The sequence below is a fragment of the Mesorhizobium sp. RCAM 06353 genome (genome assembly GCF_059683585.1).
The window spans coordinates 269,150-294,735 of record NZ_CM185031.1 but is presented as its reverse complement, the minus strand read 5'-3'; the positions used below and the strand labels follow the sequence as shown (position 1 = coordinate 294,735).

The following is a 25,586-nucleotide window of genomic DNA, read 5'->3' as shown; positions in this document are numbered from 1 at the left end:
GGAACGCGGAGGAAATCGTGGCGACAAATCCAGCCGAAGTGCTCTCTTTGCCGAAGCCCGCCTGGGCGGCGGACGAGGTCGGCATGCTCTACGACATGGCAACCCGCTTCATGGCGGAGGAGATCGCGCCGCGCTACGACGAGTTCGAGAAGAACGAAATGGTCGACCGCGAGAGCTGGCTGAAGGCAGGTGCCGCCGGCCTGCTCTGCGCCTCGATGCCGGAGGAATATGGCGGCTCGGGCGGCACTTTCGCGCATGAGAGCGCCATCATCGAAGCCATCGGCCATGTTGGTGTCGACGGTTTTGGTATCGGCCTGCACAATTCGATCGTCGCACCTTACGTCCTCCACTACGGCTCCGAGGAACAGAAGAAGAAGTGGCTGCCGAAGCTCGCCACCGGCGAGCTGATCGGCGCCATCGCCATGACCGAACCGGGCGCCGGCTCCGACCTGCAGGGCGTCAAGACGCGGGCGCAGAAGGATGGCAACCAGTACAAGATCAACGGCTCCAAGACCTTCATCACCAACGGCCAGCTGGCCAACTTCATCATCGTCGTCACCAAGACCGATCCGGAAAAGGGCGCCAAGGGCACCTCGCTGATCGTCGTCGAGACCGACGAGGTTGAGGGTTTCGAGCGCGGCCGCAACCTTGACAAGATCGGCCTGAAGGCCAACGACACGTCGGAACTGTTCTTCAACGACGTGCGCGTGCCGACCTCAAATTTGCTCGGCCACGAAGAAGGGCAGGGCTTCATCCAACTGATGCAGCAATTGCCGCAAGAGCGGCTGCAGATCGGCACCGGAGCGATCGCCATGATCGAGCGGGCGCTGGCGCTGACCATCGACTACGTCAAGGAGCGCAAGGCCTTCGGCAAGGCGATCATCGATTTCCAGAACACCCAGTTCAAGCTGGCCGAGCTCAAGACCGAGGCCACCATCGGCCGCGTCTTCTACAATGATTGCGTCACCCGCCACATCAATGGTGGCCTCGATCCGGTGACGGCGTCGATGGCGAAATACTGGCTCAGCGATCTGCAGGGAAAAGTCGTCGACGAATGTCTTCAATTGCATGGCGGCTATGGCTACATGAATGAATATCCGATCGCCCGCATGTTCCGCGACGCCCGCGTCCAGCGCATCTACGGCGGCACCAACGAGATCATGAAATTGCTGATCGGCCGCTCTCTCTGAGAGCGACATCAGGCAAACCCAAGGAGCAAGGAAATGGCTGACGCTTATGTCTATGACGCCGTGCGCACGCCGCGCGGCAAGGGCAAGAAAGACGGATCGCTGCACGAAGTGCCGGCGGTGCGGCTTGCCGCCAAGACGCTGGAGGCGTTGCGCGACCGCAATGGGCTCGACACCGGCACTGTCGACGACATCATCTTCGGCTGCGTCGATCCGGTCGGCGAGGCGGGTTCGGTCATCCCTCGCGCCGCCGCCTTCGAGGCCGGCTACGACACCAAGGCGCCGGGCATGCAGATCTCGCGCTTCTGCGCCTCCGGTCTAGACGCCATCAATCTCGGCGCCGCCAAGATCGCGCAGGGCGCCGATGAGATCGTCATTGCCGGCGGCGTCGAATCCATGTCGCGCGTCGGTATGGGCGCCTCCGGCGGCGCCTGGTTCATGGACCCTTCGGTCGGCCTGCCCGGCTGGTTCGTGCCGCAAGGCATCTCCGCCGACCTGATCGCCACCAAATACGGTTTCTCCCGTGACGATGTCGACGCCTATGCGGTCGAGAGCCAGAAGCGCGCGGCCAAATCCTGGGCCGACGGCCGCTTCAAGAACTCGGTCATTCCGATCAAGGACCAGAACGGACTGACCATCCTCGACCATGACGAGCACATGCGGCCGTCGACCGACATGCAGTCGCTGGCCTCGCTCAACCCGTCCTTCATCATGCCCGGCGAAATGGGTGGCTTCGACGCCGTTGCCGTGCAGAAGCATCCGGAGGTCGAAGAGGTCAACCACGTCCACCATGCCGGCAATTCGTCCGGCATCGTCGATGGCGCGGCGGCCGTGCTGCTCGGCTCGAAGAAGGCCGGCAAGGCGATGGGCCTCAAGCCCCGCGCGCGCATCCGCACCTTCGCCAATATCGGCTCCGAGCCGGTGCTGATGCTGACCGGTCCGGTCGACGTCACCGAGAAGCTCCTGAAGCGCGCCAAGATGAAGCTGTCGGACATCGACCTGTTCGAGCTCAACGAGGCCTTCGCCTCGGTGGTGCTGCGCTACATGCAGGCCTTCGACATCCCGCACGACAAGATCAACGTCAATGGCGGCGCCATCGCCATGGGCCATCCGCTCGGCGCCACCGGCGCGATGATCTTCGGCACGGTGCTGGACGAACTCGAACGCCGCGACCTCAACACCGCGCTGGTGACGCTGTGCATCGGCGCCGGCATGGGCACCGCAACGATCATCGAACGCGTCTGACGGGGAGAGAAACCATGAGCTACACCAATTTCACCCTCGACACCGACGCCGACGGCATTGCGCTGGTCACCTGGAACATGCCCGACCGCTCGATGAACGTCTTCACCGAGGAGGTGATGAACGAGCTCGACAAGATCATCGACCAGGTGGTGGCCGACGCCGGCATCAAGGGTGCGGTGATCACCTCGGGTAAGGACAGCTTCTCCGGTGGCGCCGATCTCACCATGCTGCAGAAGATGCTGGCGGTCTTTGCCAAGGAGAAAGGCAAGGACCCGGAGAAGGCGGCAAAGCTGCTGTTCGACAATGCCGGCCGGATGGGCGGCCTGTGGCGCAAGCTCGAAACATCGGGCAAGCCCTGGGTGTCGGCGATCAACGGCACCTGCATGGGCGGCGCCTTCGAATTGTCGCTGGCCTGCCATGGCCGCGTCGCCGCTGACTCCGACAAGGTCAAGATGGCCTTGCCGGAAGTCAAGGTCGGCATCTTCCCCGGCGCCGGCGGCACCCAGCGCGTGCCACGGCTGACCGATCAGCAGCAGGCGCTGCAGATGCTGACCTCGGGCCAGAATCTGTCGCCGCAGAAGGCGAAGGCCATGGGCCTGATCCACGAGATCGCCGAGCCGGCCAAGCTTATCGAGACCGCCAAGGCGATGATCAAAAATGGTCTGAAGGCCGTCCAGCCCTGGGACGAGAAGGGCTTCAAGCTGCCTGGTGGCCAGATCTATACGCCTGCCGGCTTCAATCTGTGGCCGCCGGCAATCGCCATTCTGCGTCGCGAGACCTATGGCAACTATCCGGCCGCCGCGGCGATCCTGAAATGCGTCTATGAAGGCCTGCTGGTGCCGTTCGATACCGGCCTCAGGATCGAGCAGCGCTATTTCACCGAGATCATGCAGACCAAGGAAGCGGCGGCGATGATCCGCTCGCTGTTCGTGTCGCTACAGGAACTGAACAAGGGCGCCCGCCGTCCGGCCGGCGTGCCGGAAACAAAATTCAAGAAGATCGGCATTCTCGGCGCCGGCTTCATGGGTGCCGGCATCGCCTATGTCACGGCCAAGGCCGGTATCCCGGTGGTTCTGCTTGACCGCGATATCGAGTCCGCCAGCAGGGGCAAGGCGCATTCCGACAGCCTGGTCTCGGATCAGGTCAAGAAGGGCCGCGCCAAGCCCGAGGAGCGGGACAAGCTCCTGTCGCTGATCACGCCGACATCCGATTATGCCGATCTTGCCGGCTGCGACCTCGTCGTCGAGGCGGTGTTCGAGGATTCGGCCGTCAAGAAGGCCGCAACCGAACAGGCGGAGGCCGTGCTGAAGTCGTCGGCGATCTTCGCCTCCAACACCTCGACCATCCCGATCACCGGTCTGGCGAAGAATTCGACGCGGCCGAAGAACTTCATCGGCATCCACTTCTTCTCGCCGGTCGACAAGATGATGCTGGTCGAGATCATTCTGGGCAAGAAGACCGGCGACAAGGCGCTGGCGACGGCGATCGATTTCGTCCGCGCCATCAAGAAGACGCCGATCGTCGTCAACGACACGCGCGGCTTCTACGTCAACCGCTGCGTGCTGCGTTACATGTCGGAAGCCTACAAGATGCTGATCGAAGGCGTGCCCGCGCCGATGATCGAGAATGCGGCCAAGGCCGCGGGCATGCCGGTCGGTCCGCTGGCGCTGACCGACGAGACGGCCATCGACCTTGCCCAGAAGATCATGAAGCAGACCATCAGGGATCTCGGCGACAAGGCTGTCGACCCCAAGCAGATGGCGCTGATCAACACCATGGTCGACGACCATGGCCGTTTCGGTCGCAAGAACGGCAAGGGCTTCTATGACTATCCGGCGAAGCCCGCCAAGAAGAAGCTGTGGCCGGGGTTGAAGGACCTCTATCCGCAGCTCGCGGCCGAGAAGGTCGACTATGAGGAACTGCAGCAGCGGCTGCTGGTCACCATCGCGCTGGAGGCGGCACGCGTCATGGAGGAAGGTATCGTCACCGACCCGCGCGAGGCCGATGTCGGCTCGATCCTGGCCTTCGGTTTTGCGCCCTACACGGGCGGCGCGCTGTCCTATATCGACGGCATCGGCGCCAAGCGCTTCGTCAAGATCGCCAAGGATTTGCAGAAGAAGTATGGCGCCGAATTCAAGGCGCCCAAGCTGCTCATCGACATGGCCGAGAAGGGCGAAACCTTCTACCAGCGCTTCGACCCCTACGCCAAGGGCGACGTGAAGCAGGCCGCCTGACGCATGGGTAGAGTCGAAAGTGTTACAGCGTCCTTTGCGCGTCCAACAGGACGCGCGGCGCTGTAATGTACGTCTGGGCGCGCATGGCGCGCATGCTGGCCACGGCGCGAAGCCGTGGCCCCTACATGATGGGCGGTGAAAGCCGGCTGGCCTTTCGCTGCCTGCCGACCGACATCGATTTCAACATCCATCTCAACAATGCGCGCTACATGATGTTGGCTGACCTCGGCCGCATCGACCTGTTTGTCCGCGCCGGGCTGATCACGCTGGCGCGCAAGAACGGCTGGGCGCCGATGATGGGCGGGCTGCAGGCGGTCTATGCGCGCGAGATCAGGCTGTGGCGCCGCTTCGAAGTGGTGTCCTCGATCGAAACCTGGGAAGGCAGCCAGGTCATCGGCAAGCACCGCTTCGTCCTCGACAATGGCGAGACGGCCGCTTTGATCCTGACGACGGCCGGCGTCTACGACCGCAAGGCGCGGCGCTTTCTCGATATCGATGAGGTTGTCGCGGCACTTGGCCGCTCGGCAAACCCGAGACCGCCGACGCAGGCGGAACGGCTTTTCATGACGTCGCACCAGGGTTTGCGTAGCCTCGCCAAGGCGGCCGATTGATCCCGGGAATCGGATTTGCACGACCGGCAGAAACGTGCGCCAGGGGAGCGCGGCCGGTGGACAAACCGGCATTCGCGGACTAGAAGGAAAAGGCATTTTTTCCTGTCTCGAAGGAGAGCGTGACATGCTCTCGCACGACCGCGTCTGGGCCGCCATCGATGCTCTTGCCGAGCGTTATTCGCTTTCGGCGTCAGGTCTGGCAAGGCGCGCGGGGCTCGATTCGACCGCATTCAACAAATCGAAACGCCTGTCGTCGGACGGGCGGCCGCGCTGGCCCTCGACCGAATCGCTGGCCAAGATCATCGAGGCCACCGGCGCGTCGCTCGACGAATTCACCGGACTGATCGAAGGCCGCATGGGCGCCGCGCCCGCGCAAAGGCGATCCGTGCCTTTGCTTGGCTTTGCCCAGGCCGGCGCCGGCGGCTTTTTCGACGATGCCGGCTTTCCGGCGGGGCAGGGCTGGGATCTTGTCGAACTGCCGGCGCAATCGACCGACAGCTCCTACGCGCTGCAGGTGCAAGGCGATTCCATGTTGCCGCTCTACCGCAATGGCGACGTCCTCATCGTTGAGCCGGGTGCGGTCACCCGCAAGGGCGATCGCGTCGTCGTCAAGACCACATCAGGCGAGGTGATGGCCAAGGTGCTCGAGCGCCAGACCGTCAACTCGATCGCACTGGTCTCGCTCAATCCCGATCATCCCGACCGTGACATTGCCATGCGCGATGTCGAATGGGTGGCGCGGATTGTCTGGGCAAGCCAGTAGGTGCGGCGGGTGCGGTTTCCTCATCTTGTTCTGGCGGTTGTGATGGTGCCTGTGATGGCCGTCCTGGTCGTCGCCGGCGGCCGCACGCTGAAAGGAAGCGAAAGCACTGTTGCCGTGGATCAGATCGATCCCGGCGCTGACACGATCTCTCAGGCAGGCGCCGATGCCGGGCCTGACGAGCCGGCCACGTCAGCCATTCCCGCGCCGGCCGCTGCGCAGCCAAAGCCGCCGGTGCATTCGCGGGCGATCGATCCGGACGTCGTCGCGCCGCCGGAACTGCCCGCCGGGGAGCTCGAGCGGGTTGAGCCGCGCGAACCGCTGAGTAAGCTGGCGCTCGCCATGCCGCCCAAGCCGAAGATGCCCGATGACTGGAATGGTACAAAGCTGTTCCAGCCGGTCGCGACGGCCGCCGGCCTGATCGAGGCGAAAGGCTATTCGGTCACGGTTTCCGGCATAGATGTCGTCAGCCAGGACGAGACCTGCACCACCGACGGCAAATCCTGGCCGTGCGGCATCCGTGCGCGCACGGCGTTCCGTGCCTTCCTGCGCGGCCGCGCCGTGGTCTGCACCGTGCCGCCTGAAGGTGAACGCGTCCGGATCGCTGCGGAATGCCGGATCGGCAAGCAGGATATCGGCCAATGGCTGGTCGACAATGGCTGGGCGCGTGCCGCCAAGGGCGGACCCTATGTCGAGGCCGGCGAAAAGGCACAAAGCGCGAAGAAGGGCATTTTCGGATCGGCGCCGAACCTTGCCGGCATCTCGGCGGCGCCGGCCGCGCTCGCTCCGGCGCCTCAGGCGCCGGGCTCGATCCTGGAGGAGGTCGACGGCGCCCTCAAACCAGCTGACCAGCCAGCGCCTGCTGAATGAGCGCGCGGGTCTCGGCGACGCCGTAGAGCGCGGCGAACGAGCCGAAGCGCGGGCCGCGCTCCTGGCCGATGAGCACCTGGTAGATCATCTGGAAGAAGGCGCCCGAAACGCCTGGGCCGCCTTCCGGGCTCTGCTTGGAATGATCCTGATACCGTTCGATCTTGCGCGCCACGTTGAGCGAAGCGTTCTGGATCGCTTCGCCGCTGGCGTCCGTCGGCAATTCGCCGAGCGCCTTGTCGAGCGCCTGCAGCGCCTCGCGCTCGACCTCGTCGGCCGGGCGGAAGGTTTTCGTCGGCCGCACGAAATCGTCGAAATAGCGGATTGCATGGCCGACCAGCTGGTCGAGCTCCGGGTGGGTCTTAGGCGTCACATCAGTGGCATGGCGCGAGATGAAGCCCCACAGCACATCCTTGTTCTGCGCATTGGAGGCACTGACCAGATTGAGCAGCAGCGAGAACGGCACCGGCATGTCGATCGCCGGCGGGTTGCCGTCATGCATGTGCCAGACCGGATTGCCTAGCCGCTCCTTCCAGTCCTGCCGAGGATAGGCGGCGAGGAAGGTGTAATATTCGTCCACCGCCCTCGGGATGACGTCGAAATAGAGCTTCTTGGCTTGCCGTGGGCGCTGGTACATGTAGAGCCCGAGGCTCTCGGTCGGCGCATAGGTCAGCCACTCGTCGATGGTCAGGCCGTTGCCCTTCGACTTCGAGATCTTCTGGCCGTTTTCGTCGAGGAACAGCTCATAGACGAAATGCTCCGGCGCGCGTCCGCCCAGAATGTTGCAGATGCGGTCATAGACCACCGCATTGGTCTGGTGGTCCTTGCCGAACATCTCGAAATCGACGCCAAGCGCCGCCCAGCGCATGCCGAAGTCCGGCTTCCACTGCAGCTTCACCCGGCCGCCGGTGATCGAAAGCGTGGTCTCTGTGCCCTCGTCGTCGAAGGTGATGGTGCCGGCCTTGGCGTCGACATGCTTCATCGGCACGTAAAGCACGCGGCCGCTTTTCGGCGAAATCGGCAGGAAAGGGCTGTAGGTCGCCTGCCGCTCCGGCCCGAGCGTCGGCAGCATCACCGCCATGATCTTGTCGTAGCGTTCGGCGGCGCGCAGCAGCATCGCATCGAAACGGCCCGATCTGTAGTACTGCGTCGCGCTGGCGAATTCGTAGTCGAAGCCGAACGTGTCGAGGAAGCGGCAGAGCATCGCGTTGTTGTGGTCGGCGAAGCTCGCATAGTCACCGCCGAACGGATTGGGAACCGAAGACAGCGGCTTGTGCAGATGCGGCTCGAGCGCGGCGCGATCCGGGACGCTGTCGGGTATCTTGCGCATGCCGTCCATGTCGTCGGAAAAGCACAAGAGCTTGGTCGCGACCTTGTCCTGTGTCAGCACGCGGAACGCATGGCGCACCATAGAGGTGCGCGCCACCTCGCCGAACGTGCCGATATGCGGCAGACCGGACGGACCATAGCCGGTCTCGAACAGGATGGTTTCGGGAAAGTCGGCGCCCTTGTAGCGCTCGATGATCTTTTTGGCTTCCTCGAACGGCCACGCCTTGCTCTCGGTCGCGGCCGCCAGCAGTTCGGGGTTGAGATCGATGATGTTTGATCCCGCCATGGTCCTGTTTTCCAATTATTCGCCGGCCAAATTCGCCTGATATGGCCGCAGTGTCGATTTTCAACCGGTCTCTAGGCGTGCGTGGCCGGAGCGTCAACGCGCGCAGCGCTTTTTCCTTGCGGCCCTTGGCCCTCGTTCCTACCTTCGAGGCCCGTTCAAGGAGTGAAGAATGCCGTCGCCGACCCCGCATGAAGCCCTGATCTACCTGATGGTCATCACCTCGGCCTCCGACCGCGACATGACCGATGTCGAACTGGCCCGGATCGGCGACGTTGTCCGTTCATGGCCGGTGTTCGAGGATTTCAAGCAGGACCGGCTGGTTCCCGTCGCCCAGGCTTGTCAGAAGCTGCTGCATGAAAAGGATGGCCTGGAGGGCGTCCTGGCGCAGGTTGCCGAAGCCCTGCCGGAGCGCCTGCGCGACACCGCCTATGCCGCCGCCTTCGAAGTGGCCGCCGTCGATCTCGAAATGCGGCTGGAAGAAGTCCGGGTGCTGCAGCTGATCCGCCGAGAGCTCGATCTCGACACACTGACCGTCGCCGCGATCGGCCGCGCGGCCAAAGCGCGGCTGCGCACGCTGACCTGAGACCCTGCGGGCGGGGCAGCCCCTAAAGCTGACCGGAACCGGATCAGAAAAAACTGACCGGGAAATAGCGCAGGTAGAACTCCGTGAAGGTGCCCTTCATCGAAATCTCCTGCAGCGCGTAATCGATCGCGGCGGCCAGCGCCGGATTGTCCGCCCGTGTGGCGATGGCCATGCCCGTGCCCAGGTATTCGGGCGCCAGATAGGGACCGCCGGCAAAGCGGCAGCAGCCGCCAGCATCCGAGCCGCCCAGCCAGAAGGCGAAGCGCATGCCGTCACCGAAGGCGGCGTCGATCTTGCCCGCCTTGAGATCGCTGTAGAGGGCTTCGGGTCCGTCGAAGGAGACGATCTGGACCGTGTTGAAATAGTCGCGCAGCATGCGCTCATGCGCCGAACCGGCGAGCACGCCGACGCGCTTGCTGCGCAGCTTGTCGAAAATCGGTTCTGCAAAGGCCTTGCTCTTGGGCATGATGAAGCGCGCCGGAAACTGCAGATAGGAGCGCGAAAAGGCGTATGTCTGGCGCGATTGCGGCGTCGCGGCGATGCCGGCGATGATGGCTTCGCCTTCGCCTTTCTCGAGTGCCCCCTCGAGTTCGCCCCAGGGCAATGCCTGGATCTGGCATTTGTCGACGATGCCGAGTTCGGCGCAGATGGCGCGTGCCAGGTCGATGTGGAAACCGGACAGTTTTCCCGCGCCATCGAGGAAATTGAACGGCGGAAAATCCGTGGTCGTCAGGAACCGCAGCCGTGGCAGTGCCGAAAGATCGGGCTTCGGCAACCGTTCCTTGGCGTCCCACAACACCGGCACCTGCGGTTCCGCCGCGCGCGCGCCACCCAATGGCAGCGCCGCGATCAGCAGCGACGCCAGCATCAGGGACCTCCATTGGAACGCCACGATAGAACTCCGCCGCACTCTTATTTCGCACAGGTTTTGGTACGAAAATGGTACAGGCACAATGGTTTTTGATTTCAACGCGCCGATTTCAGGGTATGCTTTAGCGCGTTTGCAAACAGCGGTGGCCACTCTGGTTGGGGGATCAGGGTCGAGAACCACAACCGGAAATGAGCACGTTGCAATCCGCGGTCGGTGGCAAAGTGCGGACAATGCATGGACCATTGATCTCAATGCAGAAGGCAACATGGGGTTGATGTTGCGATGGGTCAGTTCGATCGCACGCTGGAATACATAGACCAACTGCAGCACGCCGGAACGGCGGCGGCGGTTTGCGATAAGCTGTTGGGCATAACGTCGGATTACGGTCTGACCGCGCTGATGGCCGGAACCGTTCCGCAGCCGGGCACGCCGACCGGCCAGCAAAAGCAGCATGTGCTGTTGTGCGACTGGCCTGTCGAATGGCTGGAGCGCTACGTGGCGCGCAACTATGTCGATCACGACCCCGTGGTCAGCCACATGAAGCAGTTGCAGGCGCCATTCCAGTGGCGCGAAGCCGCGCAGGGCATTCGCATCGACAAGAGCAGCGGCGAAGTGATGGGCGACGCCGGCGCGTTCAAGCTGCGCGACGGGCTGGCCTTTCCGCTGATCACGCTCGATGGTCAGATCGTCATGGTGTCGCTGGGTGGCGAGGCTGTGGAACTGTCGGCCGCCGAGTTCGGCCTGGTGTCGCTAGTCTCGACCTATGCCGTCGGCCGCGCCATGCAACTCCACACCATGGCGACCAAGACCATCGACCATATCGAATTGACGCCGCGCGAACGCGAATGCCTGCAATGGGCCGCCGTCGGCAAGTCGGAATGGGAGATTTCTCAAATCCTCGGAATCTCCGAGCACACGTCGGAGAAACATCTTCTTAACGCCAAAAGCAAACTCGGTGCCGTCAACCGGGTCCAGGCTGTCGCCGAGGCGATAAGGCGCGGCTACATTAGTTAGGTCGGCCGTGCCGACCTAGAATTTCTTGCCTACGTGATCACGCAATTTTCTCAAGAAAGCACGGCCGTATCTTCCTCTTAAACCCAGGAGACGACGGAATGCTTTTTTGTCTTACAACTCAAGAATTGATGGAACGTCCCGACCTTTGGGAGGCCGTCCATCGTCTGCGCTACCAGATATTTGTCGAGGAGATGGGGTGGGAGGACCTGCGGCGCCCGGACGGATATGAAGTCGATCAGTTCGACCATGACGAGGCCGTGCATCAGATCGTCATCAGAGGCAACGAAGTCGCGGGCTATCAAAGGATGTTGCCGACCACGCGGCCCCATCTGCTGACCGAGGTTTTGACCGACCTTTCCGAAGGGACGCCGCCATCGGGCCCAAACATCTGGGAATTGACCCGCTATGCGGTAGCTGCCGGTTTTCGCGACGGCCGTCGCGGCGTTTCGACCGTCGGCACCGAATTGATCGCCGGCTTCGTCGAGTGGGGGCTGAAGCGCGGCGTCGACAAGGTGATCATCGAGTTCGAACCGATGTGGGTGTTGCGCGCCTTGCAGCTGCATTTCCTGGCGACGCCGCTGGGCTATCAGCGCACCTACGGCAACCAGCAGGTCGTGGCGACGCTGCTCTCCTTCAACGAGCACACGCTGGACGTGGTGCGTTCGCGCCGCAATCATCATGCTCCTGTCCTGGCCAGGGGATATCCCGACATGTTCGGCCAAAGGAGGGCGTCATGAGATCGCCGATGCGTGCGCACCCGCAACCCGAACTTCGCAACCACACGCTGATCGTCACCGTGTCGTCGAATGACGGCCGGCCGGTGCTCGACAGAAGGGCCTATGAAAGCCTTGCCAGGACGTTTCATGAAGCCGCCGAAAATGACGAGGTTCGTGTCGTCGTGCTGCGTGGCCTGGCGGGCTGCTTCTGCCTTGGCGGCGACTTTTCCGAGTTTCTCGACGCCACCAAGCATCAGAAGCTGATCGCCGCCGTTACCGACATGTTCCGCACGCTGGCGACGTTCCCCAAGCCCATCCTCGCCTGCGTCGATGGCGATGCCGTCGGCGTCGGCTGTACCATCCTGTTCCACTGCGACATGGTGATCGCCTCGAATGAAAGCACGTTCCGGGTGCCGTTCGTCGATTTCGGCCTTGTGCCGGACGCGGCGACCAGCATCCTGGCACCGCAGAAGCTCGGCTATGCCGGCGCCTTCCGCTTCTTCTGCCTCGGCGACACGCTCCACGCCGAGGATGCCAGGGCGCTCGGCCTCGTCGCCGAGATCGTGCATGACGGTGTGGAGGAGGCGACGCTCGGCCGGGCCAGGCAGCTCGTCAAGAAGCCGGTCGCCGCCTTGCTGCAAACCCGCGGCCTGCTCAAGGGTAACACCGGCGCATTGTGCGACCGCATCGACCAGGAGATATCGCTGTTCCAGCAGGCGCTACAGGATGACACCACGTTGCGCCGCCTGCAGCGCATTGCCAGGCTGGCGGCTTGAGCGATTAGTAAGATACCGCGCCGCGCTGCCCAATGGCCGCGCGGCGCGCAAGCCTCAACCTTCCTTGCCGAGGAATGACGGCCCTTCGCCGATGATCTTCTTGTCTTCCTTGCCGACGACATCGAGATCGCGCCCCTCATAGGGCAGCGACAACAGGATCCGCCGCATCACCGCCAGCCGCGAGCGCCGCTTATCATTGGCCCGCACGATGATCCATGGCGCGAACTCCTTGTGGGTGCGCTCGAACATGGTGTCGCGCACCTTGGTGTAATCATCCCATTTGGTGATGCCGGCAACGTCGATCGGTGAGAACTTCCAGCTCTTCAGCGGGCTGTAGCGGCGATCGTGAAAGCGCTCGAGCTGGGTTTCCCGACCGATGTTCAGCCAGAATTTGAAGAAGTGGATGTCGTCGTTGACGATCATCCGCTCGAAATGCGGCGTCTCGTCGAGAAACTTCTCATGCTGTTCGGGCGTGCAGAAACCCATCACCGGTTCGACGCCGGCGCGGTTGTACCAGGAACGGTCGAAGGTGACGAACTCGCCCGACGTCGGGAACTGGTCGACATAGCGCTGGTAGTACCATTGCCCCTGTTCGGTGGGGGTCGGCTTGGTCAGCGCCACGTTGCGTGCGGTGCGCGGGTTGAGGTACTGCCGCAGCACGAAGATCGTGCCGCCCTTGCCGGCGGCATCGCGGCCTTCGAACAGCGCCATCACCCGCTTGCCGGTCGCCTGCAGCCATGCCTGCGCCTTGACCAGCTCGATCTGCAATTTCTCGAGCGTTTCGTCATACTCGTCGGTTTTCATCTTCTTGTCGTAGGGGTAGCCGCCCGCGGTCAGCTTGTTGTCCTCGACCCAGTCCGGAAGCACAGGATTCTCGATGTCGAACTCCCGTTCCTTGCCGTCGATCCTGACCTTCAGCGGACCCGAAGCCGGCGCGGCGGAACTTTCCTTGGCTTTTTTCATGCAGACGAACCCTTTCCAGCTTTCGGACTCATGCTATTGGGAGCCTCCGGACCGGTCCAGCGGAAGTTTCCGTTGCCGTGGCGGCGGATGCGAAGGCATGGGACGCGAGCGCGCAGGCGAATGACCGACCTGGACACAGAGCCGAAAGGCGTGGCGCAGACCTTAGCCATCAGGCTGTGGCACAGCCGCTGGCTGTTAGCCGCCGGGGTCGTGGCGGTTCTGGTCGCCTTTGCCTTCGCTGGTATTTCCGCCTACGTGCTGGTGCCGGCGCTGCTCCTGTTGCTTGCAGGCGCGATGCTGCCCCCCTCCGGCATGCGCCAGTCCGCCGAGAGTGCAGCTGCAATCGAGGCTATCGGCCTGCAGCGCTTGTCGGGCGAATATCTGGCGGCCGCCGTCGCCGACCCGCTCATCATCTTCGACCATACCGCCACCCTCGTCCACGCCAATGCCGCCGCCTTTGCCGCCTTTGGTGGGATCGCTCCGGGCATATCGCTGCCGCTGAAATTCCGCGCGCCGGAAATGCAAGCCCTGCTCGACAGCGTGCTGTCGGGCAATGTTGCCTCCGATGTCGTCGACTATGCCGAGAAGCTGCCGGTCGAACGGGCCTACCGGGTAAGCGCATCCTCGGTCGGGCACGGCACCGATCTCTATGTGCTGGTGTTCAAGGACCAAAGCGAGACGCGGCGCATCGACCGCATGCGCGCCGACTTCATCGCCAATGCCAGCCACGAATTGCGCACCCCGCTGGCCTCCATCGCCGGTTTCATCGAGACGCTGCGCGGACCGGCCCGCAACGATCCGGCGGCGCGAGAGCAATTCCTGCAGATCATGCACAACCAGACCGGCCGCATGGCGCGCCTGATCGATGATCTCTTGTCATTGTCACGTCTGGAGATGAAGCCCTATCTGAAGCCCGGAACCGAGGTCGACCTGCGCCAGACCGTCGACAGCGTCATCGACTCGCTGGCCCCGCTTGCCCGCGAAAACAGCGTTGCCATCGAGCGCGATTTCGCCGAGGGCCCTCTCAATGTGCCGGGCGATCGCGACGAACTGTTCCAGGTTTTCGAGAACTTGCTGGAAAACGCCTGCAAATACGGGCAGTCCGGCGGCCGCGTCGTGGTGTCGATCACGCGCACCGATGACGATTCAGAACCCGGCATCGACGTGACGATCAGGGATTTCGGCCCGGGCATTCCCGAGGAGCACATTCCGCGCATCACCGAGCGCTTCTATCGCATCGACGTCGAGACCAGCCGGACCCAGAAAGGCACCGGCCTCGGCCTGTCGATCGTCAAGCATATCCTGACGCGTCACAACGCCAGGCTGACGATCAAGTCGGAGGTGGGCAAAGGCGCGGCCTTCTCGGTCCATTTGCCGGCGCACTAACACTGCCCTAGTTTTCCAGGGACCGTTTCTTTTTTCTGTCATCCGGCTAGCGTATCAGCGGGGATTCGAGGACACGACTCAAAAGCAAGAACCCGTGGGAAGGCATTTCATGCAGTCCGTGCACATAATGAGCGCCTTTGACGAGGAGCTGAAATATCTGTCGAAGCGCATCGCCGCGATGGGCGGCCATGCCGAGCGCATGGTCGAGCAAGCGGTTGCCGCTCTCGTCAATGCCGATCCGGGACTGGCAGAGAAGGTCATCCGCGACGACGCTGTGCTCGACGAGGGACAGCGCGAGATCGACGACAAGGCGATCATCATCATCGCCAAGCGCCAGCCGATGGCGACGGATCTGCGCGAGATCGTCGGCGCCATCCGTATTTCCGCCGACCTCGAACGCGTCGGCGACCTCGGCAAGAACGTCGCCAAGCGGGTGGTCGCCGTCACCGACGGCCGCCAGCCGACCAGCCTGTTCCGCGGCCTGGAGGCCCTGGCCAATTTGGCGCTGACCCAGCTGAAGGAAGTGCTCGACGTCTACGCGTCGCGCTCGGTCGACAAGATCGGCTTCGTGCGCGACCGCGACGACCAGATCGATGCCATGTACACGTCGCTGTTTCGCGAATTGCTGACCTACATGATGGAAGATCCGCGCAACATCACGCCCTGCACGCATCTTCTGTTCTGCGCCAAGAACATCGAGCGCATCGGCGATCATGCCACCAACATCGCCGAGACCATCTATTACATCGTCACCGGTGACCAGATGCCGGCCGATCGGCCGAAAGGCGACAAGACGGACAAGATCAGCCTTTCCGCGCCGCTTCCGGCGAAATGAACGCTCTTCCTCTCGAACGCCAGATCATATTGCGCTAAACTATCCCGGCGTTAAGCTTCTCAGGCCTTGATAAAGGCCCTGCTTTCCGGAGGCTGCGATGGAATATGTCCGAGAGTTCAAGCCCGCGGCGCCGACATCAGGCATCATTGCCTCCAGTGTCTACACGGCCGGCAAGCGTATCGCCGACATTCCGATCGAGGAAGCCGGTGAATGGGCGAAGAAGTCGGGACATGTCGTCTGGATCGGGCTGCTCGAACCCGACCGCGAGCTCCTGTTGCGCGTCCAGGCGCAGTTCCATCTGCATGAATTGGCGATCGAGGACGCCGAGCATCCGCACCAGCGGCCGAAGATCGAGCAATATGGCGACGCGCTGTTCATCGTTGCCCGCACCGCGCAACTGATCGAAGGCCGCGTCACTTTCGGCGAAACGCATCTGTTCGTCGGCTCGGGCTACATCGTCAGCGTCAGGCATGGCCCGTCGACCTCCTACGCCGCCGTGCGCCAGCATTGGGAAAGCTGCCCGCATTCGCTGGCCAAGGGCGAGGATTTCGTCCTCTACGCCATTCTCGATTTCATCGTCGACAACTACATGCCCGTGCTCGAGCAGATCGAGGACGAGGTCGAGGCGATCGAGGACAAGGTCCTTTTGAAGCCGATGACCGGCCCCGACATCGAACGGCTCTATATGCTGCGCCGCGATCTGCTGCGCCTGCGCAATGCGGCACTGCCGCTTGTGGAGGTCTGCCGCCGGCTGACCAGCGCCGACCTGCCGCAGATCCACACCGCCATGCATCCGCTGTTCCGTGATGTGACCGATCACATCCGCACCGTCCAGGAAAAGATCGACAGTTTGCGCGAGGTGCTCGCATTTGCCTTCGAGGCGAGCCTGCTGGTCGGTCAGAGCCAGGAAACGGCAATCTCGAAGAAACTCGCCTCCTGGGCGGCCATCCTGGCGGTGCCGACAGCATTCGCCGGCATCTATGGCATGAACTTCACCGACATGCCGGAACTGAAGATGGAGTATGGCTACCCGATTGTGCTGGCCGCGATCGCGCTGATCTGCTCGTTTCTCTACTGGCGGTTCCGCAAAAATGGCTGGCTGTGAGGCAGTAGGCAGTAGGCAGTAGGATAAGAAGCGCCCCGCAAGCGCGGTTCAGAGCATATTGCCCTACTGCCTGATCCCCACTGCCTATTCCCTTACCTATCTATTCCGCCTCCGCTCCGCTGCCGGCTGGAAAGCCACGCGGGCATGGTATTTGCAGTAAGGACCGGTCTCGGCGGCCTCGTTGCCGCAGAAATTGAAGTCCTCCGACAGCGGGTCGCCGTTCGGCCATTTGCAGGTGCGCTCGGTCAATTCGACGAGCTGCAGATGCCGTGAGATCGGTACCACGACATTTTCGACCGGACGGATGTAATGATGGCGTGCGACTGGCTCGGCATCAAACTGGGTCTGCAGGGCCGTTGCGCCGATCGAAGTCGTGACGTGGCGTGCCGTGCTTGCGGCGCGCGCCACCGATTTCTGAACGGTCGATCCCTGGGCCGTCTTCTTCTGGCGTGCCGGCGTCGCCGTTGCGCGCCCGCGGCCCGACAGCTTCAGCCGGTGCACCTTGCCGATGACGGCATTGCGGCTCACCCCTCCAAGCTGGGCAGCAATCTGGCTTGCGCTCAGACCCTCCGACCACAGTTTCCTGAGAAGTTCAACCCGCTCGTCAGTCCAGTTCATGAGACCGCGCTCCTGCTAATCGTGCGCAATCGGAATCCCTTCCCGACCCAGCAACCTTGCTGGGGCAGACACCACATATATCTGGTGATTAGGTCCGCCGCACGAAATCTAGTTATTTCTCGACTACAATTACCTTATGCGCTGACTCGGTGACAAGAGTCCCAAGTGCAACACGAATCGGTTTTTTCGGTTTTCCCCAACTTGCCCGGTCGCTCATGAGCCGGCGTCGAGTTAGGGGGCTTATTGCGCGCCACTACGTGACGTTTTCGTTGACTTCATGGCCGAAAAACACGATAAGCCGCACAAGGCCGCCGCTTTGGCGGCTTTTTTGATTTTCCGGTACCGGAGACGCATATAATGAGCGGTTCGGCGCTTTACGAGACTTTTGCTCGCGCACCCCTGGCCTTCGACCACGGGGAAGGCACCTGGCTGGTTACCGACAAGGGCGAGCGATATCTCGATTTCGCCGGCGGTATCGCGGTCAATTCGCTCGGCCACAGCCATCCGCATCTGGTCGCGGCTCTCACCGAGCAGGCGGCTAAACTCTGGCACGTCTCCAATCTCTACGAGATTCCGGGGCAGAGCCGGCTTGGCGAGCGTCTGGCCGATGCCACCTTCGCCGACAAGGTGTTCTTCACCAATTCCGGCGCCGAGGCGCTGGAATGCGCGATCAAGACGGCGCGGCGCTACCACTTCGTCAAAGGGCATCCCGAGCGCTTCCGCGTCATCACCTTCGAAGGTGCCTTCCACGGCCGCACGCTGGCGACCATCGCGGCCGGTGGCCAATACAAATACCTCGAAGGCTTCGGCCCCAAGGTCGAAGGCTTCGACCAGGTCGGCTTCGACGACATCGATGCCGCCGAGAAGGCGATTACGCCGGAAACCGCGGCGATCCTGATCGAGCCGGTGCAGGGCGAGGGCGGCATCCGCCCGGTGCCGACACAATCGTTGAAGCGGCTGCGCCAGCTCTGCGACCAGCACGGCCTGCTGTTGATCTTCGACGAGGTCCAGTGCGGCATCGGCCGCACCGGCAAGCTGTTCGCGCATGAGTGGACAGGTGTCACGCCCGACATCATGGCGATTGCCAAGGGCATTGGCGGCGGCTTCCCGATGGGCGCCTGCACTGGCCACCGACGAGGCCGTGGTCGGCATGACGTCGGGCGTGCACGGCACCACCTTCGGCGGCAACCCGCTGGCGATGGCGGTCGGCAACGCCGTGCTCGATGTGGTGCTGGAAGACGGCTTCCTCGAAGATGTCCAGCGCAAGGCGCTGCTGATGAAGCAGGGTCTGGCGGCGGTCGCCGACGAGTTTCCCGATGTCATCGAGGACATCAGGGGCACCGGCCTGATGCTGGGCCTCAAATGCGCCATGCCCAACACCAAGGTGAACATGGCGCTGCGCGACCAGCATTTGCTGACGGTTCCGGCCGGCGACAACGTCATTCGACTGCTGCCGCCGCTCACCGTCACCGACGCCGAGATCCACGAAGCGCTCAACCGCATCCGCGCTGGCGCCAAAGGGCTGACGGATGCCATCGCCGCGGCCGCCGCGAAGTAATCCCGGAATATTGCTGATGTCAGTTCGCCATTTCACCGATCTCTCCACCGTTTCCGAGGGCGACCTGCGCTTCATGCTGGACGACGCGGTGGTGCGAAAGGCACGCCTCAAAGCCGGCGAGCGGACCAGGCCGCTCGAAGGCAAGGTGCTGGCGATGATCTTCGACAAGCCATCGACACGCACACGCGTCTCCTTCGACGTCGGCATGCGTCAGCTTGGCGGCGAGACCATCATGCTGACCGGCACCGAAATGCAGCTCGGCCGCTCCGAAACCATCGCCGATACCGCCAAGGTGCTGTCGCGCTATGTCGATGCCATCATGATCCGCACCACCTCGCATGAGCGGCTGCTGGAACTGACCGAGAATGCGACCGTTCCGGTGATCAATGGACTGACGGACGACACCCATCCCTGCCAGCTGATGGCCGACATCATGACCTTCGAGGAGCATCGCGGTCCGGTGGCCGGCAAGACCATCGCCTGGACCGGCGACGGCAACAATGTGCTGCATTCGCTGCTCGAGGCCTCGGCACGGTTCCGCTTCAACCTCAACGTCGCCGTGCCCGAAGGCAGCGAACCGGCGCAGAAGCATATAGACTGGTCCAAGGCGCATGGCGGCAAGCTGCATTTCACCCGCTCGCCCGAGGAAGCCGTCGACCAGGCCGACTGCATCGTAACCGACTGCTGGGTGTCGATGGGCCAGGAGCATCGCGCCCGCGGCCACAACGTGTTTTCGCCCTACCAGGTCAACGCCAAGCTGATGGCGCATGCCAAGCCGGATGCGCTGTTCATGCACTGCCTGCCTGCGCATCGTGGCGAGGAAGTGACGGACGAAGTCATCGACGGACCGCATTCGGTGGTCTTCGACGAGGCCGAGAACCGGCTCCACGCCCAGAAGGCGGTGCTTGCCTGGTGTCTTGGTGCTTGAGATGTCTGGGCGCCTGAAGTGTCCGGGCGCTTGATCTGCGGGGGCGCGATCCCTATCTGCGCCGCATCACGCAAATCAAGCGCGTTTGGACGCATGTGCCTCTTCGGGTCGCATGGCCGCGCCCTGGAGCTTTGTCATGTTGGAAACGCATCAAGTGACTGAACATCACCCCAAACTTGGCGAGTTCGGCTATGCCGGCGACGATCATGTCGTGCCGTTCGAGGTCGGCCCGCTCGACGTGCGCGGCCGCACCGTTCAACTCGGGCCGATGCTCGACGCCATCCTCAGCCGCCACGACTATCCCGAACCGGTTGCCCGCCTGCTGGCGGAAGCCTGTGTGCTGACGGTGCTGCTCGGCACCTCGCTCAAATTCGAGGGCAAGTTCATCCTGCAGACCCGTACTGACGGGCCGGTCGACATGCTGGTGGCGGATTTCTCCACGCCCTCGGCATTGCGCGCCTATGCACGCTTTGATGCCGACCGGCTGGAGGCTTTGGTCGCGGCGGGCGAAACGTCCCAGCAGACGCTGCTCGGCAGCGGCGTGCTGGCGCTGACCATCGACCAGGGCGCCCATACGCAACGCTATCAGGGCATCGTCCAGCTCGACGGCGAAACGCTGGAGGACGCGGCGCGCACCTATTTCCGCCAGTCGGAACAGATCCCGACGGATATCCGGCTCTCGGTCGCCAAGCTGTTGACGCCCGGCCCTGGCGGCGCGCGCGAGCAGTGGCGCGCCGGTGGCATCCTGGCGCAGTTCCTGCCGCAGTCGCCTGAGCGCATGCGCGTTCCGGACCTGCCCGGCGGCGATGGCGATCCGCGCGAGGAAATCCACGATCCGGCCGACAATTCCTGGCAGGAGCTGCTGGCGCTGCTCGGCACCATCGAGCCGACCGAGCTGATCGATCCGACGATCGGCGCCGAGCGGCTGCTCTATCGCCTGTTCCACGAGCATGGCGTGCGCGTCTTCGGTGGCGTCCCCGTCGCCGACCAGTGCTCATGCTCGCGCGACAAGATCCGCGGTATCCTCGAGGGTTTTTCCGCGCAGGAGATCAAGGACAGCACCGAGGATGGCGGCATCCACGTCGCCTGTGAATTCTGCTCGACGCAATACGACTTCGACCCGGCAGAATTTGCAGCGCAGTAAAGCTTCTTGCCTTCTCCCCGTTTACGGGGAGGTGAGGAGTGGTCCGCACAGCGGATGAAAAGCCAATTGCTTGGCTTTTCAAACGACGAACGCCCGAAGGGCGGATGAGCAACTGTGTTTTCAGGCTTTGTCTGGATACCAGGGTTGGTTGTGTCGAAGCATTGCGCTGAGGATGGTCATAATCTTTCGGGCCACGGCGACGAGGGCGACCTTTGGTTGCTTACCGTTTGCAATGAGACGCTGGTGGAAGGCTCTGAGTACGGGATTTGAGCGGCTGGCGGTGAGCGCTGCCATGTAAACCACCCTGCGCAGAGCATGGCGGCCGCCCCAGATGACGCGGCGACCTTTGAAGGTGCCGGTGTCGAAGTCGTAGGGCGCCAGACCGGTAAGCGCTGCAATCTCGCGTCGCGAGGCCTGCCCGATCTCCGGCGCCAGCGCCAGTATGGTATGGCTGAGGACTGGACCGGCACCGTGGAAGGACTGGATCAGGCGATCCTTGGCCGCGAGCGCCGGCTGGCTGGCGACGAGTTGGGCCATACGCTTGGCGAGCAGCGCGATATCGAGTTCGATACGACGCAGCCGCTGGGTGAAGATGCGCTTCACCATCGGCTCGCGTAGCTGCTCGAGTTGATTGGCGAGGCTGACCTTATCGTCGCTAAGCTGCCTGCGGGCCACGACCAGATCGGCCAGTTGCTCCGCAATTGGGTCGCAACGCACCGGCCGGGTCGGCAGTTCGGCGGTGTAGCGCGCAATCAGCAAGGCATCGATGCGATCATTCTTGGCCAATCGGCCAAGGGCGCGGGCATAGTGGCGCAATTTGTGCGGATTGACGTTCCTGGCCGGCAGGTCCGCGCTGCGCAGTGCCTTGGCCACGCCGCGCTCATAGCCGCCGCTCGGCTCCATGCCGATGGCGCGTACGGTGCGACCCCGCAGCCATCGGACCAGCTTGGCCCATCCATCCTTGTCGTTGTCGAAACGCGCTTGTTCCTGCGTTTGAAACACCGCCACGTCGAGCCAGCCTTTGGCAACATCGATGCCTATGTCCTGAACCGTTTGGGCTACCATCTCCTCGGTCCCTTCCTTGTGTGCGGGGGCTTGCCCCTTGCAACTGTTCGGGTTCACAAAAGAAGGCGGTCGGGCCCCAGCTCATCCACGGTTTAGGCCACCTGAGGGGCGACGGGCTCTCGACCGCCGCCACGGATCAGGCAAGCACCTGGTCCGTGGCACCCTCAACAATGCACGATTCCAAACACACAAGGGGTAGCGCGAACTTTGGCGAGTGGCCACGCGCTGACCCGTTATCAGGAAGGTTGGCGCCGCCCTCATTGCCCTGCCGGGCATTTCTCCCCGTATAGTGACGGGGAGAAGGGAGCTAATGTCTGAACCGGATAGATAGGTAACAGAATGGACCGATAGCATGGGTGACAGTTTTCTTGTCCGCCGGAGGACCGGCGATGGTTTGGCGAGAGACTGGCATCATGGACGAGCGGCTACGGTTTGTTGTGGACTGCCTTTCGGGTGAGGAAACGATGAGCGCGCTTTGTGCGGCCTACGGCATCTCGCGCAAGAGCGGTTACAAATGGCTTGGGCGCTATCGGGAGTTTGGCGCAGAAGGTCTGCACGATCCGCCGCGAGCGCCGCTCAATCACGGCCGGGCGACGCCTTGGGATGTGGTGGAGCGGATCGTGGCTATGAAGGAGGCCCACCCGCTGTGGGGGCCCAAGAAGATCATGGCCAGGCTCAAGCGTGCGGAGCCTCGCTGCGGCTGGCCTGCGGTCTCGACAGCCGGTGAGATTCTGAAGCGGCATGGACTTGTGGGGCGTAAGCGCAGGCGCTGGAAGGCGGCAGGCAATGGTCCATGGCCGGAAGCTTTAGAGCCGAACGCGGTGTGGACCGGGGATCACAAGGGCTGGTTCCGGACCCGTGACGGGTGGCGCTGTGAGCCCTTGACGGTGATGGATACATCGAGCCGCTACCTTCTGGCGCTCGAAGCAACGGGTTCGACGGCGGACGCCGAGGCCTGGCCGGTGTTTGAGCGGTTGTTTGAGGAGCATGGGCTGCCGGATCGGTTCAGAAGCGACAATGGCCCACCCTTCGCATCGCCCGGCGTCACCGGGTTGACGCCGCTTGCGGCGCGCTTCGTCAAACTCGGCATCGCCCTTGAGTGCATCCAGCCGGGCAAGCCGCAGCAGAACGGTCGCCATGAGCGCTTCCACCTGACCATGCTGCCGATGGCCAAGGCACCGGAGGCCGACAGGGCGGCTCAAGCTCAGGCGTTCGAGGCCTTCCGGTGCAGCTACAATGAGGAACGCCCGCACGAGGCACTTGGCATGGGCACCCCGGCACAGCATTACCGTCCCTCGACACGCCCCATGCCCAGGACGACACCCGAGCCGGACTATCCGGCCGAGGCGGCGATGCGCAGTGTACGCCAGAACGGCGCCATCAAATGGCAGGGCGCCGAGATCTACGTCTCGGCCACGCTGGCGGGCGAGCCTATTGCCATCGAAGAAACTGAGAACGGCGAATGGGCCATGCGCTTCTATGCCCATCCGCTCGGTTTCATCGACCAGAAGCACATGAAATTGGTTCGCCGAAGCGCCGCGCCAACCCAACCGCTTGGCGCTACGGCGAACCCTCCATAAGGGGAAAACTGTTACCTATGTATCCGGTTCAAACTGTTACCCATCTATCGGCTGGACAGCTAATTCACCGTCCGCCTCGTCCCCGGCAGATCCAGCGAAAACGCCGGGATGGCGATATCAAAAGTCTCGCCCCGCTTGTTGCGCATCGTGTAGCGCCCGACCATGATGCCTGACGGCGTCGAGAGCGGGCAGCCGGACGTGTACTGATAGCTGTCGCCAGGATTGAGTTCGGGCTGGTCGCCGACAACGCCGGGGCCGCGCACTTCCTCGACCCGGCCGGCACCGTCGGTGATGTGCCAATAACGCGACAGAAGCTGCACGAATTCGTCCGACTGGTTGTCGATCGTTATCTGATAGCCCCAGACATAACGGTTCTCGGAAGGATCAGAGCGATCCTCGAGGTAGAACGGCCTGACCTGCACTTCGATGTTGCGCGTGACGGCGCGGTACATAAGCGGCTCCAAAACAATCTCAAGCATGATCCCGAAAAGTGGGAACCGGTTTCCCCGGACAAACGGGTTTCCGTTTGTGCAGAGATCATGCTCAACAAACAGAACCTTTCGGCGCTCCCGGCGAGCAGGTCAACGTGCGCGTCTTGTCGCGCCTGACTTTGAAACGCAGGTGCCGGCAAAGAATGTCATTTAAGTGACACACGACAATGGTGGTGTGCACGCACCGGGCGACTCGGCGCTCTGTCGAACTGTTGAAAACGGCCACGATGCGGGCCGTCTCTTCTGGAGTGACCAGATCTCGATGGAACTCACTCTCATAGCCGCCTCGCTTTCGACTGCTCTTATCCTTTCAAACGCTGCCAGCATCCTGCTCGCCGCTTCACAGCTGAACCGGCGCACGACCATCGCACGGCCAGCCGGCAAATCGCCGCCGGTGTCGATTGTCGTACCGTCGCGCGGTGTCGAGCCGTTCACGCAGGAGACGCTGGAGCGCGCCTTCTCGCTCGACTGGCCGCGCTACGAGCTGATCTTCTGCGTCGCCCATGCCGACGATCCGGTGGTCAGGTTGATCCGTGCCGCCATTGGCCGCTTTCCAAAAGTCCCGGCCCGGCTGTTGATCGGTGACGATCGTGTCAGCGCCAATCCCAAGCTCAACAACTGCGTCAAGGGCTGGGAAGCCGCGCGGCATAACTGGGTCATCCTGGCCGACTCCAACGTGCTGATGCCGAGAGACTACATCCAGCAACTGATGGCGGCGTGGCGGACGGATACCGGCCTTGTCTGCTCGACGCCGATCGGTTCGCGGCCGGATGGCTTCTGGGCCGAGGTCGAATGCGCCTTCCTCAACACGCTGCAGGCCCGCTGGCAATATGCCGGCGAGGCGCTCGGCCTCGGCTTTGCCCAGGGCAAGAGCATGTTGTGGAACAAGCCGATGCTGGATGCCAATGGCGGCATCCGTGCACTGGCCGCCGAAATCGCCGAAGACGCCGCCGCGACAAAGCTGGTGAACGGCCTCGGCCTGCGCGTCAATCTCGTCGCCGCGCCCTTCGAGCAGCCGCTCGGCCGACGCAGGCTTGGCGAGATCTGGTCGCGCCAGGCCCGCTGGGCGCGCCTGCGCCGCGTCACCTTCCCGCTGTTCTTCGCGCCCGAAATCCTGACCGGCGCGGTGGTGCCGCTGCTGCTTGCGCTGGTTGCGGCGGCAAGTGCCGGCTTCAGCCTGCCGCTGACGGCCATCGCCGTGCTGGCGGCCTTCTACCTTCCGGAATGTGCCCTGGCCTGGTCCAAGGGCTGGTACCTGTCGCCGCGCATGGTCGCGGCGATGATTGCGCGGGACTTGATGCTTCCAGCCATGTGGGCACGCGGCTGGCTAGGCGGCGCCGTCGACTGGCGCGGCAACGCCATGACCATCGGCACCAAGGCCGCCGAACTGGAAGAGACGCCGTCGCGCGCCTGATCGCGGCGCGGACGACGCTG

At 63.1% G+C, this 25,586-nt stretch carries 23 protein-coding genes and 1 pseudogene; 18 read left to right on the top strand and 6 right to left on the bottom strand.

Annotation, left to right across the window (positions count from 1 at the left end):
* Positions 1-17: 17 nt before the first annotated feature.
* From AC56QX_RS01290 to AC56QX_RS01265, 6 genes are all read left to right on the top strand, one after another.
* Positions 18-1,190 (top strand): acyl-CoA dehydrogenase family protein, encoded by a 1,173-nt coding sequence (locus AC56QX_RS01290; RefSeq protein ID WP_497113364.1) that lies wholly within the window; start codon positions 18-20, stop codon positions 1,188-1,190.
* Positions 1,191-1,223: 33 nt separating this feature from the next.
* Positions 1,224-2,432 carry an acetyl-CoA C-acetyltransferase gene (locus AC56QX_RS01285; protein WP_497113363.1) on the top strand — a complete coding sequence of 403 codons (1,209 nt, stop codon included), beginning with the start codon at positions 1,224-1,226 and terminating at the stop codon, positions 2,430-2,432.
* A 14-nt stretch (positions 2,433-2,446) separates the two neighbouring features.
* A complete protein-coding gene (locus AC56QX_RS01280; RefSeq protein WP_497113362.1) occupies positions 2,447-4,666 on the top strand; it encodes a 3-hydroxyacyl-CoA dehydrogenase NAD-binding domain-containing protein in 2,220 nt (739 codons plus the stop codon).
* A gap of 65 nt (positions 4,667-4,731) precedes the next feature.
* Positions 4,732-5,277: a thioesterase family protein gene (locus AC56QX_RS01275; protein WP_497113361.1), complete on the top strand. Its 546-nt coding sequence runs from the start codon at positions 4,732-4,734 to the stop codon at positions 5,275-5,277.
* Positions 5,278-5,401: 124 nt separating this feature from the next.
* Positions 5,402-6,040 carry a S24 family peptidase gene (locus tag AC56QX_RS01270; protein ID WP_497113360.1) on the top strand — a complete coding sequence of 213 codons (639 nt, stop codon included), beginning with the start codon at positions 5,402-5,404 and terminating at the stop codon, positions 6,038-6,040.
* A gap of 9 nt (positions 6,041-6,049) precedes the next feature.
* The gene (locus AC56QX_RS01265; RefSeq protein WP_497113359.1) at positions 6,050-6,907 is read left to right on the top strand and encodes a thermonuclease family protein; all 858 of its coding nucleotides are present in this window, start codon (positions 6,050-6,052) and stop codon (positions 6,905-6,907) included.
* Here AC56QX_RS01265 and AC56QX_RS01260 read toward each other — a convergent pair.
* On the bottom strand, positions 6,873-8,519 hold the full coding sequence (locus AC56QX_RS01260; protein ID WP_497113358.1) for a lysine--tRNA ligase: 1,647 nt from the start codon (positions 8,517-8,519) through the stop codon (positions 6,873-6,875). The genes AC56QX_RS01265 and AC56QX_RS01260 overlap by 35 nt on opposite strands.
* A gap of 169 nt (positions 8,520-8,688) precedes the next feature.
* Here AC56QX_RS01260 and AC56QX_RS01255 point away from each other — a divergent pair, with 169 nt between their 5' ends.
* The gene (locus AC56QX_RS01255; RefSeq protein ID WP_477222971.1) at positions 8,689-9,102 is read left to right on the top strand and encodes a tellurite resistance TerB family protein; all 414 of its coding nucleotides are present in this window, start codon (positions 8,689-8,691) and stop codon (positions 9,100-9,102) included.
* Between the two features lie 43 nt (positions 9,103-9,145).
* Here the strand turns inward: AC56QX_RS01255 and AC56QX_RS01250 are convergent, their stop codons facing one another.
* The gene (locus AC56QX_RS01250; RefSeq protein ID WP_497113357.1) at positions 9,146-9,970 is read right to left on the bottom strand and encodes an ABC transporter substrate-binding protein; all 825 of its coding nucleotides are present in this window, start codon (positions 9,968-9,970) and stop codon (positions 9,146-9,148) included.
* A 285-nt stretch (positions 9,971-10,255) separates the two neighbouring features.
* Between AC56QX_RS01250 and AC56QX_RS01245 the strand changes: the two genes are divergently transcribed.
* From AC56QX_RS01245 to AC56QX_RS01235, 3 genes are all read left to right on the top strand, one after another.
* Positions 10,256-10,987 (top strand): helix-turn-helix transcriptional regulator, encoded by a 732-nt coding sequence (locus AC56QX_RS01245; protein WP_172234531.1) that lies wholly within the window; start codon positions 10,256-10,258, stop codon positions 10,985-10,987.
* Between the two features lie 98 nt (positions 10,988-11,085).
* The gene (locus AC56QX_RS01240) at positions 11,086-11,724 is read left to right on the top strand and encodes an acyl-homoserine-lactone synthase (RefSeq protein WP_477441178.1); all 639 of its coding nucleotides are present in this window, start codon (positions 11,086-11,088) and stop codon (positions 11,722-11,724) included.
* A gap of 8 nt (positions 11,725-11,732) precedes the next feature.
* Positions 11,733-12,479, top strand: a complete 747-nt coding sequence (locus tag AC56QX_RS01235; protein WP_497118062.1) for an enoyl-CoA hydratase-related protein — start codon at positions 11,733-11,735, stop codon at positions 12,477-12,479.
* A 54-nt stretch (positions 12,480-12,533) separates the two neighbouring features.
* On the opposite strand, the gene ppk2 is transcribed toward AC56QX_RS01235, so the two are convergent.
* Complete coding sequence (ppk2, locus tag AC56QX_RS01230; RefSeq protein WP_497113356.1) at positions 12,534-13,442, bottom strand: polyphosphate kinase 2; 909 nt, start codon at positions 13,440-13,442, stop codon at positions 12,534-12,536.
* Between the two features lie 120 nt (positions 13,443-13,562).
* Between ppk2 and AC56QX_RS01225 the strand changes: the two genes are divergently transcribed.
* From AC56QX_RS01225 to AC56QX_RS01215, 3 genes are all read left to right on the top strand, one after another.
* Entirely contained in the window at positions 13,563-14,828 is a 1,266-nt protein-coding gene (locus AC56QX_RS01225; RefSeq protein ID WP_497113355.1) for an ATP-binding protein, read from the top strand.
* 109 nt (positions 14,829-14,937) lie between these two features.
* Positions 14,938-15,663 carry a phosphate signaling complex protein PhoU gene (gene phoU, locus AC56QX_RS01220; protein WP_497113354.1) on the top strand — a complete coding sequence of 242 codons (726 nt, stop codon included), beginning with the start codon at positions 14,938-14,940 and terminating at the stop codon, positions 15,661-15,663.
* Between the two features lie 97 nt (positions 15,664-15,760).
* On the top strand, positions 15,761-16,768 hold the full coding sequence (locus AC56QX_RS01215) for a magnesium and cobalt transport protein CorA (protein WP_497113353.1): 1,008 nt from the start codon (positions 15,761-15,763) through the stop codon (positions 16,766-16,768).
* A 96-nt stretch (positions 16,769-16,864) separates the two neighbouring features.
* On the opposite strand, the gene AC56QX_RS01210 is transcribed toward AC56QX_RS01215, so the two are convergent.
* Positions 16,865-17,386 carry a GcrA family cell cycle regulator gene (locus AC56QX_RS01210; protein ID WP_027043472.1) on the bottom strand — a complete coding sequence of 174 codons (522 nt, stop codon included), beginning with the start codon at positions 17,384-17,386 and terminating at the stop codon, positions 16,865-16,867.
* Positions 17,387-17,743: 357 nt separating this feature from the next.
* Between AC56QX_RS01210 and AC56QX_RS01205 the strand changes: the two are divergent.
* The 3 genes and pseudogenes from AC56QX_RS01205 (at position 17,744) to AC56QX_RS01195 (ending at position 21,016) form a co-directional block, all read left to right on the top strand.
* Positions 17,744-18,944: pseudogene (locus AC56QX_RS01205) on the top strand (aspartate aminotransferase family protein).
* Positions 18,945-18,960: 16 nt separating this feature from the next.
* Positions 18,961-19,872, top strand: a complete 912-nt coding sequence (gene argF, locus AC56QX_RS01200; protein ID WP_172234523.1) for an ornithine carbamoyltransferase — start codon at positions 18,961-18,963, stop codon at positions 19,870-19,872.
* 112 nt (positions 19,873-19,984) lie between these two features.
* On the top strand, positions 19,985-21,016 hold the full coding sequence (locus tag AC56QX_RS01195; RefSeq protein ID WP_027043469.1) for an Hsp33 family molecular chaperone: 1,032 nt from the start codon (positions 19,985-19,987) through the stop codon (positions 21,014-21,016).
* A gap of 120 nt (positions 21,017-21,136) precedes the next feature.
* On the opposite strand, the gene AC56QX_RS01190 is transcribed toward AC56QX_RS01195, so the two are convergent.
* Positions 21,137-22,081: an IS110 family RNA-guided transposase gene (locus tag AC56QX_RS01190; RefSeq protein ID WP_497113352.1), complete on the bottom strand. Its 945-nt coding sequence runs from the start codon at positions 22,079-22,081 to the stop codon at positions 21,137-21,139.
* A gap of 389 nt (positions 22,082-22,470) precedes the next feature.
* Between AC56QX_RS01190 and AC56QX_RS01185 the strand changes: the two genes are divergently transcribed.
* A complete protein-coding gene (locus AC56QX_RS01185; RefSeq protein WP_497113351.1) occupies positions 22,471-23,661 on the top strand; it encodes an integrase core domain-containing protein in 1,191 nt (396 codons plus the stop codon).
* Positions 23,662-23,720: 59 nt separating this feature from the next.
* On the opposite strand, the gene apaG is transcribed toward AC56QX_RS01185, so the two are convergent.
* Positions 23,721-24,113 (bottom strand): Co2+/Mg2+ efflux facilitator ApaG/CorD, encoded by a 393-nt coding sequence (gene apaG / locus AC56QX_RS01180; RefSeq protein WP_027146773.1) that lies wholly within the window; start codon positions 24,111-24,113, stop codon positions 23,721-23,723.
* Between the two features lie 301 nt (positions 24,114-24,414).
* Between apaG and AC56QX_RS01175 the strand changes: the two genes are divergently transcribed.
* A complete protein-coding gene (locus AC56QX_RS01175; RefSeq protein WP_497113350.1) occupies positions 24,415-25,566 on the top strand; it encodes a ceramide glucosyltransferase in 1,152 nt (383 codons plus the stop codon).
* The last annotated feature ends 20 nt before the right edge of the window (positions 25,567-25,586 follow it).